General features: G+C 42.0%; 13 protein-coding genes and 2 riboswitches. All 13 genes read right to left on the bottom strand.

Translation table 11 applies throughout. The features are described 5' to 3' along the window. Positions 1–273 precede the first annotated feature (273 nt). On the bottom strand, positions 274–2,343 hold the full coding sequence (ptsG, locus tag OTG27_RS20405; RefSeq protein WP_268564952.1) for a glucose-specific PTS transporter subunit IIBC: 2,070 nt from the start codon (positions 2,341–2,343) through the stop codon (positions 274–276). Positions 2,344–2,556: 213 nt separating this feature from the next. Next, positions 2,557–3,399, bottom strand: a complete 843-nt coding sequence (glcT, locus tag OTG27_RS20410; protein WP_034306152.1) for a glucose PTS transporter transcription antiterminator GlcT — start codon at positions 3,397–3,399, stop codon at positions 2,557–2,559. A gap of 153 nt (positions 3,400–3,552) precedes the next feature. Next, positions 3,553–4,884, bottom strand: a complete 1,332-nt coding sequence (locus OTG27_RS20415; protein WP_268937925.1) for an NCS2 family permease — start codon at positions 4,882–4,884, stop codon at positions 3,553–3,555. A gap of 104 nt (positions 4,885–4,988) precedes the next feature. Beyond that, positions 4,989–5,090, bottom strand: a riboswitch (purine riboswitch). Between the two features lie 225 nt (positions 5,091–5,315). Beyond that, the gene (gene guaA / locus OTG27_RS20420; RefSeq protein WP_034306157.1) at positions 5,316–6,872 is read right to left on the bottom strand and encodes a glutamine-hydrolyzing GMP synthase; all 1,557 of its coding nucleotides are present in this window, start codon (positions 6,870–6,872) and stop codon (positions 5,316–5,318) included. Positions 6,873–7,013: 141 nt separating this feature from the next. After that, a riboswitch (purine riboswitch) is annotated at positions 7,014–7,115 on the bottom strand. 36 nt (positions 7,116–7,151) lie between these two features. Then, positions 7,152–9,353 (bottom strand): DUF4129 domain-containing transglutaminase family protein, encoded by a 2,202-nt coding sequence (locus tag OTG27_RS20425; protein WP_268937926.1) that lies wholly within the window; start codon positions 9,351–9,353, stop codon positions 7,152–7,154. Continuing rightward, complete coding sequence (locus OTG27_RS20430) at positions 9,350–10,504, bottom strand: DUF58 domain-containing protein (protein WP_268937927.1); 1,155 nt, start codon at positions 10,502–10,504, stop codon at positions 9,350–9,352. The genes OTG27_RS20425 and OTG27_RS20430 overlap by 4 nt, the downstream gene beginning before the upstream one ends. A 38-nt stretch (positions 10,505–10,542) precedes the next feature. Then, the gene (locus tag OTG27_RS20435; RefSeq protein WP_268937928.1) at positions 10,543–11,499 is read right to left on the bottom strand and encodes an AAA family ATPase; all 957 of its coding nucleotides are present in this window, start codon (positions 11,497–11,499) and stop codon (positions 10,543–10,545) included. Between the two features lie 818 nt (positions 11,500–12,317). Then, positions 12,318–12,800, bottom strand: a complete 483-nt coding sequence (gene essA / locus OTG27_RS20440; protein WP_052137216.1) for a type VII secretion protein EssA — start codon at positions 12,798–12,800, stop codon at positions 12,318–12,320. Further along, positions 12,787–15,714 (bottom strand): type VII secretion protein EsaA, encoded by a 2,928-nt coding sequence (esaA, locus tag OTG27_RS20445; protein ID WP_268937929.1) that lies wholly within the window; start codon positions 15,712–15,714, stop codon positions 12,787–12,789. Before esaA ends, essA begins: the two co-directional genes overlap by 14 nt. After that, a complete protein-coding gene (essC, locus tag OTG27_RS20450) occupies positions 15,707–20,188 on the bottom strand; it encodes a type VII secretion protein EssC (RefSeq protein ID WP_268937930.1) in 4,482 nt (1,493 codons plus the stop codon). Before essC ends, esaA begins: the two co-directional genes overlap by 8 nt. Before the next feature lie 30 nt (positions 20,189–20,218). After that, positions 20,219–21,562 carry a type VII secretion protein EssB gene (gene essB, locus OTG27_RS20455; protein WP_268937931.1) on the bottom strand — a complete coding sequence of 448 codons (1,344 nt, stop codon included), beginning with the start codon at positions 21,560–21,562 and terminating at the stop codon, positions 20,219–20,221. 70 nt (positions 21,563–21,632) lie between these two features. Then, positions 21,633–21,872 (bottom strand): ESX secretion system protein YukD, encoded by a 240-nt coding sequence (yukD, locus tag OTG27_RS20460; protein ID WP_053537134.1) that lies wholly within the window; start codon positions 21,870–21,872, stop codon positions 21,633–21,635. A gap of 96 nt (positions 21,873–21,968) precedes the next feature. Beyond that, complete coding sequence (locus tag OTG27_RS20465) at positions 21,969–22,259, bottom strand: WXG100 family type VII secretion target (protein ID WP_034306171.1); 291 nt, start codon at positions 22,257–22,259, stop codon at positions 21,969–21,971. Positions 22,260–22,311: the final 52 nt, after the last annotated feature.

Here is a 22,311-nt window from a genome sequence, read left to right on the forward strand (position 1 = left end):
ATTTTCCATCGCTTCGTTTAGCGACTTTATTAGTATAACACCCTCCAAACACAAAGTCAACAACAAGTTATCATTCACTTGTTTGTCTTGTTTGTCTCAAGCGGTGTATTTAATATATTAGCACTTGCATATAGATAAGTCAATTTAATCTTTTAAAATTAACTTCTTTTTTTCACTGAACTACTTTCTTTCTAGAAGCCGGTCCATGCCAAAGTATCATCAAAAAACAGGAGGGCAGCTGATTATAGCCACCCTCCCGTTATTTATTAATGATTATTTATTGATGGAGATTACGTCCGCTTCTTCCCTATCTACATTTCCGGCCTTTTCAATCTTGACGCTTTCACCTTCGGAAAGGTTAGTAAAGACGATTGGCGTAATGATAGAGCTAGCATTGTTTTTGACATACTCTATATCAACTTTAAGCAATGGCTGCCCGCTTGTCACTTTATCTCCTTGAGCGACGAGCGCTTCGAAACCTTTGCCTTCCAACTTAACTGTATCGATCCCGACATGAATCAAGATTTCACGTCCAGCTTCGGAAACGATACCTATTGCATGTTTAGTCGGGAATAAATTAACGATCGTACCGTCCACAGGAGAAACAACCAACCCTTCCTCGGGTACAATTGCAAATCCATCGCCCATCATTTTTTCAGCAAAAACTGCATCAGGCACTTCCGTGATCGGTTTTAATTCCCCTTTAATAGGAGAAACAAAGCGCTCGGAAACTTCATCCGTCCGTAAAGGTTTCGGGACGACATCCTCGATTTGCTTTTCCACACCTACTTCAGGAGACGTTTCTACTTTACGAGGCCGTTTTCCATCAATGATATCTTTCATTTGCCCCTTGATCGTTTCTGAACGAGGTCCGAAGATAGCCTGGATGTTATTGCCCACTTCCAGAACTCCAGCGGCACCAAGTTTCTTCAGCCTATTTTTATCAACGTTACCGATGTCATTGACCGATACACGAAGACGGGTAATGCAAGCATCCAAGTGAGAAATATTTTCTTTTCCGCCCATGGCATCCAAAATATCCCCTGGAAGACTTCCAGCTGTACTTGCAGATCCTTCCGCTTCCTCATCCTCTTCCACTTCACGACCAGGAGTTTTAAGGTTAAACTTCCTTATCGCAAATCGGAATCCAAAGTAATAGATAACCGCAAGGACTAAACCAACCGGAATAACAATCCATGCATTGGTTTGCGGATTGATTAAACCAAACAGTACGTAATCGATCAAACCACCCGAGAACGTCATCCCGATTTTCACGTCCAGTAAATGCATGGTCATGAATGATAGACCGGCAAACAGACAGTGAATCCCGAATAGTATCGGTGCAACAAATAAGAATGCAAATTCAAGTGGCTCAGTAATCCCAGTCAAGAATGATGTAAGTGCTGCAGAAGCCATCAATCCCCCGACTATTTTCTTTCTTTCCGGTCTTGCTTCATGGTAAATGGCCAAAGCTGCAGCTGGTAACCCGAACATCATGAATGGATATTTACCAGTCATGAAGGTACCGGCCGTTAAATTCTGTACGCCATCTTTAATTTGTGCCATGAAGATGGCCTGGTCTCCTCTGACTGGCGTTCCCCCTCCTTGAGGGATATAGCTGCCAAATTCAAACCAGAATGGAGAATAGAAGATATGGTGCAATCCAAAAGGAATCAGCGCACGTTCTACAACCCCAAACACGAAAGCTCCAAGTGTCAGGTTAGCACCCAACATATTTTCTGAAAATGAATTTAACCCCGATTGAATAGTCGGCCAAATCAAAATCATCAGCAACCCAAGAATAACTGCGCTTGCAGCTGTTACAATGGGTACAAAACGTTTACCTGCAAAGAATCCTAAATAAGAAGGCAGTTCAATTTCATAAAACTTATTATACATAACAGCAGCCATGACACCGACGATAATACCGCCGAACACACCTGTTCCCAACGTCGGGATTCCCAGAACATTGGTATACACCGCACTATTGTTCTCAATGTCGGCAGCGTCAATGCCAAGAACAGTTCCCATCGTTACATTCATAATCAAGAAACCGATAATCGCCGCAAGGCCGGCAACACCATCTCCACCAGCTAACCCTATTGCGACCCCCACAGCAAACAACAAGGGAAGATTCCCAAAAATAATATTTCCGGCATTCTCCATTACCGATGCGACCATTTCCACTCCGCCACTCGCAAGAAACGGGGCGATATCCAATAAAGTTTCGTTTTGCAATGCATTACCAAACGCAAGCAAAATTCCGGCCGCTGGTAAAATGGCTACAGGAAGCATCAAAGCTTTACCGATTTTTTGCAAAACACCAAACAACTTCTTAAACATAGGTTTTCCTCCTCTTTACTGTTTTTCCATGCTAATAAAACGGTTACATTTACGATGGTATTCATCTTCCCACGCATCAGAATTCAAATACAAAAAAGGCATAAGCAAAGATAGGATTGAAATGAAAATTCAGGTATATAATACCCTCTTTCATAACAATCATTCTCCTCACTTATGCCTGATCGAATCAGTAACACGTAAGTTAATGTATGTTTATTTAATTTTCTTTTGTAATCGTTGGATATGCATCGTTAGATAGACAGCTTCCGCATCACAAACCGGTTTGCCTAATTTCTGCTGCATAATTTTTATTAGCTTCCAAGAGATATTGTAACACAAAGGATATTCTTCTTTCAATAGCATTGCTATTTTTTCAGGTTCTTCTACTTTTTCCCCAGCAAGCACCCTGTCTATCATGAATCTTAAATGACGGACCAAACGTGAATAGTCTATGCTATCCTTATTAATTTTCACATTGAGCTGTTCTTCAACAACTTGGATAAGGTGATAGATTAACTGCGAATGCTGATTGACTTCCGATAAGTCTTTATTTGATATTGCGCTATGAATATGAAGCGTAATAAAACCGATTTCCCCTTGGGGCAGACCTATGCCTGTCTTATCTTGAATTAATTCTACTACATCGACAGCAATATCATGTTCAAAAGGATAAAGGGTTATCGTTTCTTTCAAGAATGGGTTTTTGATAGTCATTCCTTGTGAAACACGCTGAAGGGCGAACAATAAATGATCTGTTAAACCGACATGTATATGTTCATTTAACTTTCCAGTAACCCGGTCATTAATGAGATGAATGGATTCTATAATGGCTGCTTGAAGATTTTGATCGATTTGCGGCAAGAGTTTTTTGTAACTTTCCTGTTCCTTAACATTTTTCAGGACAAACGTTTTCTCCGCTAGTTCCGGACTCAACTCTTCGCCTTTCTTTCGGTTGAAGCCTAAGCCCTTTCCAATAGTAACGACTTCTCCATACGACGGATGCGTGGCAATCACCACATTATTGTTCAAAACCTTTTCAACGATAAAACCATTCATTTTTCTCCCTCTTTTTTTCTCAAAGTCATCCCTATGCCCCATACAGGATAAAGTACTTAATACTTAGTACTTTTACTATACACGATATGAGCTTTCTCTTACAACATGAAAGAAGAGCCCCGAAATCAGGACTCTCCTTACTTACTTGCATTATTACTTCAAGAAAATGAAATATAGCAGGAAGACAACTCCAAGCCCCCACATGATCGGATGAACCTCTTTTGCTCTTCCTTTCATCGACATAGTGATTGGATAGAAGATGAATCCGCAAGCGATACCTGTCGCAATTGAATATGTCATAGGCATCATGATGACCGTAAAGAAGGCCGGAACCGCAATTTCGAACTTTTGCCAGTCAATATTTTTAAGTGATGATGCCATTAATACTCCGACTATAACCAATGCCGGGGCAGTCACAGCAGATGTCACCACTGATAGAAGCGGGAAGAAGAAAAGGGATAGGACAAACAGCAACCCTGTCACTACAGCCGCAAATCCGCTTCGGGCACCAGCAGCAACACCCGATGTGGACTCTACATAAGATGTCGTGGTGGATGTACCAAGAATTGCACCTGAAACGATGGATAATGAATCAGCAAGCAACCCTTTACCCACTCTAGGAAGAACATTATCCTTCATCAATCCAGCTTGTTGTGCGACAGCCACCAGCGTACCGGCTGTATCAAAGAATGCTACGAACAAGAAGGTCAGTATCACGATTAACATTTGACCAGTGAAGAGATCACCGGGATTTCCAAAGGCATCGAACGCAACCCCGAATGTAGGCGCTATGCTAGGAACGGCACCGATTATTTTGTCCGGCACCGGAACTTGTCCAAAGAGCATTCCTGCAATGGCTGTAATGACCATTCCTATGAACACACCGCTTTTGACGCCTCTCGTCATCAAAATGACGGTTACGACAATACCAAACACAGCCAATAAAGTATTTCCTGATGTCAAATCGCCCAGTCCGACAAGAACACTGTCATCATTCGTGATGATACCAGCATTCTGAAACCCTACAAAAGTAATGAATAAACCGATACCGGCTCCAACTGCGTATTTCAATTCGACTGGAATTGCATTAATGATTTTTTCACGTATTCCCGATAAGGAAAGTAAAACGAAGATAATACCTGAAATCAATACTCCTGTTAAAGCCGTCTGCCAAGGAATTCCAAAGCCAAGTACAACGGTAAAAGCGAAGAAAGCATTCAATCCCATACCCGGCGCGAGCGAGATTGGATATCTGGCTATGAGTCCCATTAATATCGAGCCGATTGCGGCTGACAATGCGGTTGCGGCAAAAACCGCTCCGTAGTCCATTCTTAATTCATCCGGATAGTCCTCGATGCTTTGTAAAGTCAGCATTACAGGGTTTACAACCAGGATATATGCCATTGAAAGGAAAGTAGTTAGTCCACCAAGTATTTCACGGCGATAATTAGTTCCCAGCTCGTTAAACCGAAAATAACTTTTCATTATGAGTCTCCCCCATCATAAAATCGTGCCAACAGAAAATGCCCCATTCGTTTATGAACGGGGCTTGACTGCGGTCATGTAAAGAAGTGGCGGTTTATTTAAACACGCCAATCCTTCCACATCGTAGTCAAGCCGTTCACGGCAGCTTGGTAGAAACTTTTGGGCCATATCCCCAATATTATACGACAATTATGTTTTTTTATTATTATAGGTATAGTGTATCAGTCACTAAAATAATCGTCAATATACCAAACGAATATTTTTTATGTAATTTTAGGCAATGTTCGCGTTTCGCTATTTATTCCTTAATTATCATGGCTATATCTTCGCCAACATACGTAAAATGTAAGTAATCTACATAATCAAATACTATTTCAACAAAAAAAATCAGTGAAGGTTAATTCCTTCACTGATTTGATGGTTTCAATCTACTATTCCCACTCGATCGTTGCAGGCGGCTTAGACGTAATGTCATAAACGACGCGGTTTACATGGTTTACTTCATTAACGATTCTCGTTGAGATGATTTCAAGTACATCCCATGGGATTCTTGCCCAATCGGATGTCATTCCGTCAATGGACGTAACCGCACGGATTCCAATTGTATAGTCATACGTACGTGCATCGCCCATTACCCCTACGCTACGAATGTTAGGAAGCACCGTAAAGTACTGCCAAATTTCGCGTTCCAAACCATTTTTTCTAATTTCTTCACGTAAAATATGGTCAGACTCACGAACGATTTCAAGTTTTTCATCTGAAATTTCACCTAATACACGAATACCTAAACCTGGACCAGGGAATGGTTGACGCCAAACGATTTCGTCCGGAATGCCCATTTCACTTCCAAGTGCACGCACTTCATCCTTGAATAGAGTGTTCAAAGGCTCAATCAATTTAAATTGCATATCTTCCGGCAGACCGCCAACATTGTGATGCGATTTAATTGTTTGTGCAGTGGCCGTACCACTTTCAATAATGTCTGTGTAAAGTGTACCCTGTGCAAGGAAATCAATTCCTTCGAGCTTCGTTGCTTCGTCATCGAATACGTAGATGAACTCGTTACCGATGATTTTCCGTTTTTGTTCCGGATCTGAGACGCCAGCAAGCTTCGATAGGAAACGTTCTTTTGCATCGACCTTGATTACGTTCATATTGAAACCTTCCCTGAATGTTTCCATTACACCTTCGGCTTCCCCTTTACGAAGTAATCCATGATCAACGAAAATACATGTCAGCTGATCGCCAATCGCTTTATGGATCAATACAGCAACAACGGATGAATCCACCCCGCCGCTCAATGCGCATAACACTTTTTTATCTCCGACCGTTTGGCGGATTTTCTCCATCTCGATTTCAATGAAGTTCTCCATTGACCAGTCACCTTTACAGCCACAAACGCCGAATACGAAATTTTTCAGAATGTCATTACCGTATACGGAATGACGGACTTCTGGATGGAATTGCACGGCATACAATTTACGTGACTCGTCACTCATAGCCGAAATTGGGCAAGACGGGTTCGTCCCGTCAATTTGGAAACCTTCAGGCGTTTCCACCACTAAATCACCATGGCTCATCCAGACGATTTGTTCTTTTGGCAGGTCGCTGAATAACTTTGACTCGTTTTGGATGGCAAGTGTTGCTTTTCCGTATTCACGGTTCTTCGCTGGTTCCACCTTACCGCCAAAATGTTTGGTCATAAGCTGCATGCCATAACAAATACCGAAAATCGGAAGACCCATTTCGAATATGCGTTCATCACAACCAAATGCATTTGCATCATAAACACTGTTCGGGCCCCCTGAGAAGATGATTCCCGTCGGGTTCATTTTCTCAATTTCTTCTACAGTAATTGTATGAGGATGAAGCTCACTGTACACACCAAATTCACGGATACGACGAGTGATCAATTGATTATATTGGCTTCCGAAATCAAGTACTACGATCATTTCCTGGTTTTTTTGCAATTCTGTTTTCCCCGGCACAAACGTCACCTCTATCAATGTAATTCACTCATAAAATCGAGTGATAATTCTTATAAAAAATATTATCATAAAAAAAGAAAAACTAAAAACCCACCCTCAAAAATACAGAAAAAGTACAGACGAAGGCAGATTTTCAGCTTTCCTGTTAAAATCCGCCTTCATAGTCAAATCATTTACGGTGATTCGGTAGAAACTTTCGATCCATATTATCGAGGATATATGAAGGATATATTAGTTTAAGTTAGTTTTTGTTATTGTATCAATATAATAAAAACCTGGTCAAGAGCTAGTTTTTCTCATTAAGCTTTCCCAACCCTTTTGAAAGTGTTTCCATTCCCCATCTTCCGCGTCTCCACGATATATCATTAACTCGTATCCAGCTGTCAATTCACTCATCTCATCTGTAGCGTACACTGCATCCACATAGGCGGCGTACTCCCTTAAGGTTTGCCCCTCTGGCCGAACTATACCAGCCCGTTTTAATTGTTTCAATAATATTAAATAAGCTGTAGAGAAATGAGCATCGGTTTTCTTTCTATAACGAAGAATCTGCAGAAGAGGAATCCACTTCCTTCTGAGGAAATAACCGATAGAAGCAAAAATCAATCCACCTGATAATGTGATTGCAGACCATTTTAAGAACTCTACCATGTTCCCAAAACCCGTTTTCACGGAGGATTGAGTTTCCCTATCTGGTGTATCCTGGCGTTCCCTGGCCTCTTTCTTTGTTTGCTCTTCATTAGTCGGGGTTTCTTCAGGGTTCTTGATTGCTTCCTGTTTCAATTCCGAATCGTAAAATTCAACTTCCCCATTGAAACCCTTTGTCGGCTCGAAGGGAATCCAGCCTATCCCTGAAAAATAAACCTCGACCCAGGAATGTGCATTATTATTGGTCACCTTATAAACGGATTCGCCATCAAGGATTGATTTTTCCCCTTCGGTATAGCCCTTTACCCATCTTGCAGGTATATTGGCGGCTCTTAGTAATACGACCATGGCAGTTGAAAAATTATCGCAATACCCTATCTGTGTCTCGAATAAAAATTGATCGACATAATCTTGATTGCTCTCTGGATACGGAATATCGTCCTTGGAATAAATGAATTCAGCTCCGTCAAAATAATCCTCAATGGCTTTTGCTTTATCGTACCAATTCGTTTCATTGCTTGTAAGCCGGGAGGCCAATTCAAATATCCGGTTTGGCAATCCCTCTGGAAGCTGAGTGTTTTTTTCCATTAATAAATCCATGGAATCGTCGGGTTCCGTCACCTTCCTTAACTCAGCTATATCAAAACTTGGCATATCATAAACCAGTTCATACTCTTTCATGGAAAGTCGTTCGCCATTACCCTGTTCGGAAATAAATTTGTCCATCTCCTGATGATATTTGAAATCCTGCCCGTTTTTGCCCTCGATCTTTTTTACATACCCGGACTGCGGATGAAGGATATGTGAATATGATTCCGTCATGGATACTTTAGCGGTCATTTCTTCAGTCCTCACCAATTCAGGAACGTCGTAAATATCTAACGTTGCCATATCCTGCCCGTTGGAAAAAGTGTGAAATTCCGTTTCCGGTATGGAAACCCACCCTTTACCGGTATAAATATTCTTGTTCTCGACTTTCCAGTAATGTCCTGCAGGAGCATTATTATAAAAAACGATGGAACTATCCGGCTCTATCGAACCGCCAAGATCCGAATCGTCTTCATCATATCCGACACTTTTACGCTTCGAATCACCGTCTTCTTTCACAGCTTTATCAGAATAGGAAGTAATATAAGGCACCGGGTCCGGCCACTGCGGGGAAAGCTTTGGGGCGGCGAAACCGACAAGGACACTTACCAATATCATGCCGGTCAGCATCAAGATCCACTTATTGATGGAAGCAATCGGAAAATTAATCCTCCCCTGTATCGTTAGCCGCAGCAGGGAAAGCAAGCCGAGCATCAAAAACCCGATGATGATGATTCTTATCATTGCACTATCCCCCGCATAAGGAGTGAATGTGTCGAGTACAGATATAAAAATCACCGTTAACATAAAAAAGAAAAAGATGCTTTGCCTCACCATCACCCAGTAATGGATCAAATATGTCACAAGCCAAAGAAGGATAAAAAATAGAAACGTTCGAAATGGATTTGTGATCAACTCCCAATTCCCATCATATATAAAACCAAGATTGCCCTTAAAATCCGCTAGAAACCCTTTCATCCATGACAATTGGTATAAAGCCTCTTTTGAATGGAGGAACTGTAATGAAATCATTATATATGCACTAATGAGAATAAATCGGATCGACCAATGTATGCGGAAATAATGCAGCAGCAGGGAGTAGAGCAAAAATAAGATAAAAATGATGAGATTACCTGTATCGGTGAGTCTATCGACAGGCCTCAACCATTCAGTAATCAACAACAGACCAAATACATACATGAGGACGTGCATGAACTTTTCCAATTTTTCGGTGGTGACATTCATTTCGCCATCACCACCGATCTGTCAAACTTTAGTTGGCCATGTTCAAAAAAGCTAACCTTTATCCCCCTCGAAACAGCAGCAGAGCTTGACAGCCTTTCCTCATCAGTAAGATCTGCCTGTTTCTTCACGCATAACATCAATCCCTGATTAGGTCGGAAAGCACTCAATATGTCCACCTTTTCATAGGTTAAGTCTGAAACGATGAATATCACAGCAGCGTTTGCCGGAAGAATTCCCTTCCGGAAATTTTCGTTCAATGCGTTTACAACACCCGGCTTTTCTTTAGCAAGCCGGTTAAAAATCTTTCGTTTCTGTTTGTTGCCTGCTGCTGCCGGTATGATTAACCTCGATCCCCTACTCACATACCCAATTTCCATGCCCTTCTTTAACATGGCATGGGCAAGGGAAGCCGCCATTTCAATGGATTCTTCGAATAAATCCGACGGCTTTTCATCAAGCATGATGAATACATCCCGGTTTTTCTGCACCTCGAATTCCTTCGTCATGATTTCACTCGTCCTGGCAGTCGCCTTCCAGTTAATCCAAGACAATTGATCGCCTGGCTGATATTCCCTTACACCGGAGACCACTGAATGTTCCCGTTGTGTTTTCTTTGTTGAGACCACTGCCCCCTGATTGAACACTCGATCAAGATCACTGTAGGCAAGCTCGTGATAACGAGGAAAAACGGTTATTTTCAAAGGGGAGCTATAAATCGCTTCTTTTTCGACCAGCCCGATAAAGTCCCCAATCCAAAAGCGGATCGATTGAAACGAATGCTCTCCCCGCTGCAAGTTTTCCAAGGTATATGACATGCTGAAGGTACACTTGAATCCCGGAAAGATTATTATTTTCCTTTGTAGTCCCCTATCTTCCATCTCCTGAGGCAATTCCTCCTCTACCACCATAAATAATAGGGGCAGCCAGTTTTTACGCGTAAACGTCAATGCTATCTCAACGGATTCACCAGCCTGGCATTCCCTTTTATTGACCTTTCTCTCAACGGTAAAATCATGCAGCGGATAAAACAGCAGGATCAAAGCGTACACAGAAAACGGCAAAAATGAATAAAAAGTGAACCAACTGACAAAACCGCCTTGAAACATCGCATAGCAAAAGGAAACGGTCATGAGTAATACAAGTCCGATCACACTCATATTTCCCCTTAGAATGTTGATGAATCTTCGCATTAGGTTACAGCCCGCTTCACAGGCACTTTTGTTGTCGCGACAATTTCATGTATCACCATTCCAGCATCGAAGCCCTCATAATTCGCTTCCGGCTTCAAAATAAGCCGATGGGAAAATACGAATGGCACTAAATATTGAACATCGTCAGGCAGGACATAGTCCCTGCCCTGGATCAGCGCGTAAGCCTGGGCTGCCTTCATCAATGCTATCGATCCACGAGGGCTCACCCCTAAATAGACCCCTTCATGTGAACGTGTTTGATTCGCCAATTCAACAATGTATCGTTTTATTGTGTCATCCACTATCACTGCTTTTACCGCAGCCTGTAATTCTATCAATTCATCCAAGGTGATGACGGATTCCAATTCCTCTAGCGGTGCCGTGTATTGAGCCCTATGAAGAACCTCTATCTCTTCTTCCATACCTGGATAGCCCATTTTCATTTTTAATAGGAATCTATCCAATTGAGCCTCCGGCAGCGGATATGTTCCCTCGTACTCGATTGGATTTTGTGTCGCCATTACGAAAAAGGGCTTCTCCAATCCTCTTGTGACACCATCAATCGTCACACTTGCCTCTTCCATCGCTTCAAGCAATGCAGACTGGGTTTTCGGCGAGGTCCGGTTTATTTCATCGGCTAAAATAATATGGCCCATTATCGGACCTGGCCTAAAGATGAATTCTTGTTCCTTAGGATTGAAGATCGAAACGCCAGTAACATCCGAAGGAAGTAAATCGGGCGTGAATTGAATTCGCTTGAAGCTTGCTCCTATTGATTTTGCCAATGCCCTTACCATGACTGTCTTTCCCACACCCGGAACATCCTCCAATAAGACATGTCCTCCGGAAAGGAGTGCTACCATGCTTAGTTCTGCTATATCCCGTTTTCCGATAATCACCTTTTCGATATTCCCTAGAACCATTTCCAGTTTTTGATTGACCTGCTTATAAATCATTCTCTACCTCCCGGGATTCACATTATCACTATTATTTCATGTCTTCTCTATATCACGCATTTTACATTAAGACCCAATTGAACCTTACATTGTAAGTTTACTAGATAACCGGAAAACCATAAACGAATTTGTTCTAAAAATATTATAGTGGCTTACTGAAAAAGGCAGGGTTAACTGTTTACTAAGTGAATATACCAATGATGACGTCCATCTGTTTAATGAAAATGTCCTGTCACGCCATGGACCAAGGATTGGGGAAGCTGTTGAATTCGCAGACTGTTCAACCTGACTTGTTCAAATAACTGATAGGAAGCGCCAATAAATCGGCACATCACAGTTTGTAGACAAAAGGGTTTCGGAATTAAAAAAATTCCGAAACCCTTTTGAAACTCCAATTTTGGCAGTTAAGAGAATTGGGCCGGGAAAAACGCGTTTAGGAAGACCCCGCAGGAGCAAGCCGAGGGCAGACCGCCCGCGAAAAGCGAGTGCCTGGAGCGGAGATCACCGTCCAAATTGTACAAGCCATAAATAAACGGCAGGCAAACTCCAATAGATCGTCCACCTTTTCATAATTTCCCGCTCCTGTCACCAGGGCAATGAAGCCACGCCCTTCCGATCTGTATATTCTTAGTAAACTTCTTTTCTATCTTGTTTATGCTAAAATTAATCCAATCCACTCCTAAGATATAAGAGGTACTGATCATGTATAAAAAATTCTTCATTTTGATCTTCGCAGCCGCCCTACTTTTAGGGCTTATTAAAACCGTTATGGATATGTAGTGAAAACAGCCCGATTCCTGAGGGGAATCGGGCTGTTTTCATTTTCGTTTAACCTCTCCATTCAGCTTCCCCATTTTCGGGATAAGGATAAAAAACAAACAAACGACCAAAAGTGCCAAAACGATGCCGAGCAATATCGTCAGGTCAAAATTAAGCGAAGGCTCTGTTTCTTCTTCGTTTCTCGTTGGAATGCGGACCTCCGAGAATAATCCAAGCTGTTCTGATTTTGAAGCGATGGTATTATTTTGATTCTCCATTACAGGAGACTGAAACAGTGAGTCCTTCACCGAGTCAATGGCATCATATTTCCCTCTTTCAAAAGTGAGGTCCTTTTGTTCTTCAGGCAGTTTCCGCTTTTGTTCCAACAATCCTTCTTCATGGAAATACTCCGTTTGAATATCAATATCGTTTTCTTGATATTCATTGGGCTCCACCATCGGTTCCTCTTCCGCCCCGCCATGAGGTGCATGGCTAAAAAACAGGATGAGCAAGACAGGCATTACGTATTTATTCCACTTCATGGGCCATTGCTCTTCTTTCTGCAAGACGCTTCACTATATATGGAATGACCGTTGCGATAAGCGTCAGTACAATCAAGATGATACTAGCCGGAATGAATGCCGACTGATTACCGAATTGAATGGACATGTATACGTCCGCAACAGGGTGGTCTACATTGAAATTAGGCATGATTAAATCCAATAATGGAATGGTAAAGAAACTGATCAAACCAATCACCAGGATAGCACCGACAAACGGCCCAATCGAGAAGGCAAGTCTGGTAAACGCTGAACAGAAGAATAAAAGCAGGACGGTGAAGACGGTCCATTTAATCTCCTGCATATCTCCCAGTGGATAGATCTTCAAGCCATACATGCTGATGATTAAACCTACGATCAGATTCAATAAGGTAAACAAGGCTGCATGGACCATCATTGGAATGGCTTCATAATGATGCAGGAAGAAACCGATCAATATCCCAGAAATGAGTATGATCACCAACATGACGATCGGTGGGATATTAACCTTTTCCTGATGAAGGACTTCCCCGCTGATTTGTACGGGATTCGCTAAATATTCGTACACATACCCGTTCTCCTGATCATCGACTAAAGTGTTGTTCAAGACGCTATATACGTCCGTCTTGATTTTTTCGGTTGAGTCTACATTTTGGGACCAATTATCATTAAGCTGATCGGCCCTTTCCTGTACGGACCCCACTTTCGCTTGCAGGTCTGCTGTATCCTTCGTGACCGTTTCCTGTCTTTCCGCTACAGAATTTACAAGCTCGGAAATGAAGCCGACAGTTGTTGCCGTATTGTCTTGAAGTGATACAAACATTTCTCCATCAAGGTTAACGGGCGGTTCTGCCTCCATCTCAGGAACTTCCATATCATCCGACAAATTGGCAGACACTTCTTGAGCCTTGCCGGTAATTGCCGCCAATTCAGCTAAAGTGGCTTTCTGCCCCGTTTCGACGTTAGCATCATATTCTTTCATATACCCCATAATGGATTCCGAGAACATCCCGAAGTTCTCATTGACTCCTGCTAAACTGGCTTTAACGAGTTTCGCTTCTTCATCTACATTTCCGGAAACCCCATTTTTCAAGTTTTCCAATTCTTTTATATTGGCTGCAAATATCTTATCTACATTTGCTTCGGTGACTCTTTCAGCCAATTCACCATAAGATGAGAGTGAACCGTAATAGGCAAGGAGGGTAGTTGAATCCCGATTGGTGATAGGATTCTCGAAGGCCTTCACAAGCACCGCTCGCCTTTCCCCCCCCACTTTTTCCAGAAGTGACTGTTCGAGAGTCTTGATTTCTGCGATGGCCTCTTCGATTGTCATACTCTGGATGTCCTGTAATTTTTGAATATCTTCCTGTGACTTTTTCCATTGGTCACCTAAATCCTTATAATTCGTGCCGAGTTCATTATAATCAGCTTGTAATTCCGTAAACTGCGCCAGCAGGTCATTATATGAATCTACCAGTGTATTAAACTCCGTTATCACTTGGTTATAATTCCCCGTTCTGCCGCTTACCGTTCCGCTGAGATTATTGATTTCCGTTTGGAGTTCCGCTGTAAGGATGTTGACTTGTTCAGCAGCTCCTTCACTTCCTTCTGCCGGCACCAAACTTTCAAGTGCCGTGTTGATCCCATTGATTTGATCCAGCAGTACCTGGAGGGACAGTTCATCAATCGGGTCCTTCTTGTCAGGTGCAGCAGCTGATTCACCTTTTCCCGTTTCCGTTTCAATATCCTCTATAGTCGTCGTTCCTTCACCTATATCCTCCCCATCACCAGAGCTGCTTGCAAGATTTCCTCTTTGCATAAGCAAGGTTGACTGAAGGTTATCAAGACCCGCCTCTTCCGATTGTTTCAATTGTTCAATCGAGCTTTGTTGATCTTGGGTGATTTTCGTAATTTGTTCTACTTGTTTATCTTTCATGCTTGTTGAAAATTGTTCCAATTCATTACTGCTGGAATCAAGTTTCTGCTGCATGATTCCAACATTTTCTCTAATGCCTTGATCATTTAAGCTGTATTTCGTATTCATCCCTTGCTGAATCTCTGGTATAGATTGATTCCCCTCATTCAGCACCTTGTCGTATGACTGCACACTCTTCATGACAAGCTGCTGATTTTGCGCAGAGGCCTTCTCAAAAAGGATACTTTGAGCTTTTTGATATTCCTCAAAAGAAACAACATCTTTCACAAATGAAGCCATTTGAGTCTTCGTGTTCCCTATTTCATCCATTGTTTCAGTACTTGTTTTGCCAGCATCTTTCGTCTCGGCAAAAACTCCTTCAAGCATGTCCTTATGCTGCTTGATTTCGCCTGCAAGACTTTCCGAGCTTGGAGTATAGAACTCATACATCGTGTTTTGAAAAGCGATTTCTTTAGCAAGGACATTATCGAACTTCTTACGGATGTCCTCGACCGATTGGGAAACATAGCTCCAATACTGTGTTGAAATATGCTTATTCATTTTGCTCTTTGTTTTCTCTAATTCCTTTTGTACCTTTTCCATGTTTTCTGCATTCAAACTGGGTTGTACCTTGTATTTTATCCCCGCCTTGACAGGCTGTTCATCATCGAACGTATAAATATTCTCTGAAAAATCGGATGGAAAATATATGACTGCATCGTACTTTTCATTTGCAAGTCCACTTTCCGCCGTACTTCTATTTACCACAAACCACTCATATTCAGAATCCTTGTCCAGTGTAGTAACAAGCTCTGAGCCCATGTAAATGGGGTTATTGTTAAATTCTGTCCCATTATCTTCATTTACAATGGCGATTTCACGAGAAGCCGTTTCTGTCTTTTTCATTGGATTTTGGCCAATATAAGAAAAAAACAAGATTGGCAGCGCTAAGATCACCAGTATTTTACCGATTAACAGCATCGGTTTTATTTTTTCAGACACTTTCTTGCACTCTCCTTCTTTCTTCACTTAGCGGAATTTGGATTTTGCTCTCCTGGCCATTCAGCACAAAGTATCCGTAACCCGGCTGTATTTCTTCTTCTTTTCTGGAATAGGAGAGGGTGTACAAGCTTTGGTCCGATTTTTTAAGAAGCAAAACAGCCTGTCTGACTTGTTTCAGTTCGGTTGTCAACGAATCATACCCCTTCGTGAAGTCGTTGGCATTTCCAGCGACAATCATACTAAACCCGAGATGGCTGTATTGTTTCATCAAACTGCTGATCCTATCCTGAATCCTGCCGTCTATCGTTTGCTGGATCCTTGAAATGCTATCTATGACAAATATGACCGGTGGGAATTCCAGTTGCTTCATCGGTTTCAATTCCAATGCCGCAAGATAACTTCGCTCACGTTCTTCAAATATTCCAGTGATATGATCAAGCCATTCGGTTATCCGCTCTTTTGTTTCCACATAGCTCACCTTCTCCTCAAAAGCATAAGAAGATAGGCCGCGATCCACTCCGTCAAATAATCCAATTTCGCCGACCGCCTGTGTAAGCAACGATTCCAGCAGCACTTTAAGGACATTCGTTTTCCCTTTACGTGACTGTCCTACGACAAGCAGGAATGGATTGGCATTCAACTCCACGAATACAGGTGTAACGCTTTCCTCTGAAAGCCCGATTGGAATGGAATCCTTCTTAATGGTTTGTGAGCAGTAACTCTTGAAGCTGCTGGAATCAAGACGTGCCGGTAGCATCCGAATCGCCGGCGGTTTGTCCATTTCCTTATATTTAACCTTATGTTCTGCCACAGCTTGTTTCATTTCTTCCAAAACGGCTATATCATCCGCTCCATCGGCTGGTAAGTAAATCTGGGTGAGGTAGGTTTGGTCCTTTTTCACCAACGCCCTGCCAGGAACAGGTTCATTTTCATAAGGGGTTCTCCCCAAAACTGAATATTTTTCCGAACTGTCCATTAAGTAATGGACGACCTTCGTCTTAAGGCTATTCATTAACGGCTGGCGAATCGCATTGATTCTCGTTGCCGTTAAAATCATGAAGATTCCAAGTGATTGTCCATCACGTGCAAACTGAACGAATTGGGCTTCCTGATCCTGCATCTCATCCTTCACTATGTCAAAATTGTCGACCACGATATAAATAATCGGCAATTTATCTTCCACCAATGCATTATAAAGCTTTATGTTACTAAGCTCCTTTTCTGAAAAAAGCTGCTTACGCCTTTCCATTTCCGCCTTCATGAATAACATGAATTTTTCGATTTTCCTTAACTCATCAAACCTAAAGTATTCCCCAGTATGAGGCAGCTGGCGCATTGGGAGTAAAGCGCTATTCCCGAAGTCGAAAATATAATAATGCAGTTCTTCAGGACTGAATTGATCTGCAAAACTAAAGAGAAGTGTCAAAACGGTGGTTGACTTGCCGTACCCGGAAGAACCAAAAACCCCTATATTCCCATCATCAATCCAGTTATAGACATAATTGGTCTGGCTTTGCAATTCGGGCTCATCCTTCATTCCCAGGTGGAATTGATTCATCGTCAGGCTTCTTTCAGGGTTTCTTGATAAACGATCTGAAAGAGGCGGCAGCCATGGGCTTGCCAACTTCTTAATCTCCATTTCTTCCTGTATCGCCACAATTCGATCCGCCACGGCTTCAATTTCACTAATCTTTTCTTTCCTCATATTAGTGACCTGTTCCGATACATTTGAGATTTGAACAAGACCGAGGTCTGTGACAAGTGCCACTTCATCCTCAGATCCAACCGTATCCTCTAAATATGGGGCACCGCTCCACGCAGACTGGAACAATTCATAAACCTCGTTATTTCCAACCTGCAAATATCCCCGTCCAGTGACAGTAATATTTGCTGCATCGCTATTTTTAAGAATTTCCTTACTATCACTGGCATCCTGCACTTTCAAGGAAATTTTAAAACGGGCATTGCTCCAAATCTGGTTATCAATTACACCGCCCGGCTTTTGTGTAGCAAGAATTAAATGAACTCCTAAGCTCCGTCCAATTCGCGCTGTACTCACTAATTCGCGGATGAAATCGGGTTCTTCATTTTTAAGTTCCGCAAACTCATCTGATATCAAAAATAGGTGCGGTAACGGTTCATCCACTTTGCCTTTTTTGTATAGGTCCGTGTAATCGTTGATATGATTGACTTCGTATCGATCAAACATGCGCTGGCGCTTCTTCAATTCACTATTGATGGATGCTAGTGCCCTGGCACTGAAGTTCTTGCTTCCCTCAATATTCGTAATGACCCCCAGCAGATGCGGAATCTGCCTGAATGGCTGTGCCATTCCCCCGCCTTTATAATCTATAAGCAAAAAGGCAACTTCATGCGGATGATAATGAACGGCTAATGATAGGATGTAGGTTTGCAGTAATTCACTTTTCCCCGATCCTGTCGTTCCGGCAACCAATCCATGGGGGCCATGCGCCTTTTCATGCAAGTTCAATTCAACCCTATCCGTTTTCCCTTTCAATCCAATCGGAACTGCCAAGGATTTGGAAGACTGATTGGTCCGCCAGTTTTGGCTGATAGGCAGCTCTTCCACTTCACGAGCTTGCAATAATTCAAGGAATGAAACCGTTTCTGGTATGGAGTTGTTCATGCCTTTTTGATGGTCTAATGAACGGAGCGTACGTGCATAACGCTCATTTCCTTCTTTTGAATGTGCATCAAGTTTAAATGGAGTATGAACGGCCTTCGTTTGCTGGATGAGAATCTCACCCTCAAAATCATTGATGTACTTCACAAGCGTATGGACATTTTCCGTCAAACTTTCTTTTGCATCCGCTGCAAAAATCGTCGAGATACCTAAATCGTCCGTTTTACCTTCTAAATATTCCAATATGACATTTTCAGCTATTAAATTACGATCCGTGACAATAAAGACAAAGTGGGGAGTGAATCGCACTTTCCCTTTGTTCTCATCCAAATCTCTTTCCCTCAATAGCTGATAAATCGAGGTAAGGAGCTGGTCACGTGATTGCTCATTATATATAAATCCTTTTGCATAGGCATGCGGCAATTGAAAATGAGGGAGCCATTTCATCCATTCCCATTCCTGATAATCCTTTTCCGGAAAGATGGCGACAAATCGAACATCATGATAACTATGAAAAAAGGCTAGTTGCCCAATCAATTGCTGCAGCTCTCGTTTAACAATCGATTCCTTTCCGACCAGGCCCATCGATCCGCTTGATAAATCGATCGATAACGGAAGATCTTCCAGATTTTTGTATACATCCACAAGTTCCTGCGACTGCTCAAGTAAATCATCTATATCCCGATTGGACATATCGCTGCTATTTACCGACACTTGATAACTTGAGGGTATGGTTGCCGTTCCGATTTTAAAGTGCAGGGCATCTTCACTTTCAAGAGTTCGTTCCCATATACGATCGCTAATACTATCAGTTAGAAGCTTCATCCTTTCAAAGGAGGGGTAATGATAGAACAGCACATTCTTTTGTTTTTCAGACAGCTCTTGCAGTTCTTCCCTTTTCTGCTCTAGATACCTGGTATATACACGTTGGCGTTTTTCTTCTCTGAATTTTTGCTTCTTTTTGTCTTTAAAGTATTGTACCGTCGAGGTAACTAAAGTCGTCGTGAACATCACAATCGATATGATGATGAAAATGCCCCGCGGCTGAATGACCGTGATGACCCCCATGACGATCAGCATCATTAAAGGCGGCATAAGGATTAACCATAACCCTCTATTATTATCTTCCGCTTCTTGGCTCGGAAAAGAAATCGTCACTTTCTCATCCGGCAATTCGTAGATCATCCTTGGTGTCCGGCGATACTGTGGATAATTTTTTTTCATTTCAGAGATTGGCTTCTTCATTTTAGCTAATGATGTTTCATGACTTTCGGCGCTATGAATCATCAATAAGTCGCCTTCAATCAACCTCAGCACCATATGCGGCCAGCAAACCAGATCACCATTTTGAATGGGAACAGGCTTCGTTACCCTTTCACCGTTCAGGAATATCCTGCCATTTCCCGCTAGCATGAGGTGCCACTGCCCTTTATGCAGCACAAGGGAAAAGTCATTGCCGGAAACGGGTCCATCTTTACGGACGGTCGCTCCCGCCTTGGCCGATAAAGTGATTTCTTTCAAGTTGCCTATATAATAGAGGCTTTCTTCCAATTCCCCTGACGTATAAAAAATCTCGACCGTTTCTTCTCCTTCTTGAAAGGTGAAGCTATGGAATGGCTTTACATCGCCAAGCTTCTTGTCCTCTCTAAACACCTCATATTCATCAAGTCCCTCATTTTTTTTCAGCTTGATAGGACCTTGTTCAAAAGGAATGGAATAAACGGTGATCGTATCCTGTTTTGATGGCCCAATCGAAATTGGACCGTTATGATTATCCTTGATCGTAAAGGATTGGTAGGTCCCACTAGAATAAATCCATAATAAACTCATTAAATCTCACCTCCGCAAAAGGCCCATTGCTCACTCTTTGCTTTTCTCTTTTTCTTCAGTTGATTTTTTGGAGGAATCCTTACTTTCTTCTTTTCCCCCAGATGCAGGTTCGTTTTCCGCTTCTTCTTTTACAGCAGGTTTTGCTTCCTCTGCGCCTTTATCCTCTATATTCGAGTCTGTTGCAGCAGGGTTCTGATCTTGCTGTTCCTCCATTTGCTTATCCAATTCCTTTTTTTCCTTTTCATATTGGGATAGCTCGGTATCAACTTCTTTAATTTGCGTTTCCTTTTCTTCCCCAGATAGGCTATCGTCCAACTTAATCTGTTCTTTCTGGTTTACCAGCCCGTACATAATCAATTCGCGATCCTCCATGATTCTCGCCAAATCGATCGCTTCCTCGCTCATGCCCCTGCCTATATAAATCCAATATAGGAGATACTGACTATCCGTTTGCAACGAGATTGCATTTTCCACATTTTTCCTAGCCACCCCCTCCAACGGTTCATAAGTGACGTAGGACTTCGCCAGTTCATATTGGACGACATATGGCATCTTTTTCGGATCGTAGTTTTCCAAACGGTCAATGACTTCACTGTATTTTTGTTTTAAGAAGCTTTCACCGCTTTCTACATATGCATCCTGCTTAGGTTGGGAGAAGAATAGTGTGTAAATCGCAAACAATAGCAGTGGCACTAGAACGATCACCGTACCCCAAAGTGTATAACGGCCCGTTTTCCATTTCTTTTCAGGAATATGTACAAATGCTTTTTCTTCCTTCTCTAAAGCTTCTATCCGGTTTTGAATGACCGTGGAAAGTTCATCCCAAGTCCCCGATGACAATATACTTTGTGATTCGTTCGATAGTTTCAGTGTTTTATGGTAAAGCAGATACTCTTCGAATGTATGCTGCCCATCCACAAGCGCCGAAATCGTTGCCTTCGTTTCTTTAAATAACTCATCTTGATTATGCTCATTAGGAGGCAAACTGTCTTTTACCCCATAATGCAGGAAATATGGGGTCAAGCTTGAATCAAAAACGATATTTTCCGGACAAACGACTAGTTGCAGGCGATTCAATTCATGATTCCTTATTTTCTTTTGGATTTGATAAGACGATAACCATTTACTCAATGGATTTTTATCTTTAGCTTTGGAAAAAACAAAAAAAGAGGCTGGTGGATTTACTCTGATCTTCACCTCGTCCTCTGTCACTTCTATATGTTTCTGGAGAGCATCATCCGCTTCATGAATAAGCTGTAATTCCAGTGGGTCCTGCATCGGTAGTTTTGCCCGTTGGAAAACGAACGAATGCCCCTTATCATCCTTCATCATTGCAGCTTCTGTTTTTTTCTCCAGATATGGTTTCTCATCCATTTTATGTAACTCCTTTACCCCTGCTAAAGGGCTTTAGACTTTTTTCCTATAAAGAGTCCACACCTATCCATTAGAGGATCTCAAGGCGGTCCCCCGTCGTAATTCCGCTATCAAGCAGGGTTTCATAACCTGAACATACGAACTCTTTATTCTGGACCCGCACCCAATAGCCTTCTTTAGGCGCACTGGCAATATCTTTTACCTGCCATATTATCTCCACAACCTTCTTGATGGAGCGGTAATTTGACACTTGCAAATCAAATACTTCCCCTGTATACCTGTTTAAATCGATCGTTAGTTGAATATATATGGAATCCACCTCTTTTAAAGCAAAAAAGCACCACGATTCTTCAAAAAGAGTCGCGGCGCTTTTTCCTAGAAATTCTTTTTCTCATTTACCTAATGATTATCCGCGAATTTGACTAGCAATCTGATTATCTGTGTCTTCAAGGATTTGAGCTGATTTATTCAATTGTTGGGAAACTTCATTCAACAAGCGAGCCATATCCATGAATGAAGGCTTTAATTCTTCGTACTGACCTACGAAAGCCTCACTGGAAGAACCTTCCCAAATACCAGTTAAATGATCTCTCATTCTATCTAAACGACCAATCATATCCGTTACTTGTTGGCTCTCATTATCATATTGTCTAGCTACATCTTTCAGTTCCGAAGGTGTTACGCGAATTTGTGACATAGAAAAAATCCTCCTTTTATCTTATATAGTACATTTTAATAGAACCATACAT

The organism is Peribacillus sp. AS_2 (assembly GCF_026891895.1).
Lineage (GTDB): Bacteria > Bacillota > Bacilli > Bacillales > DSM-1321 > Peribacillus > Peribacillus frigoritolerans.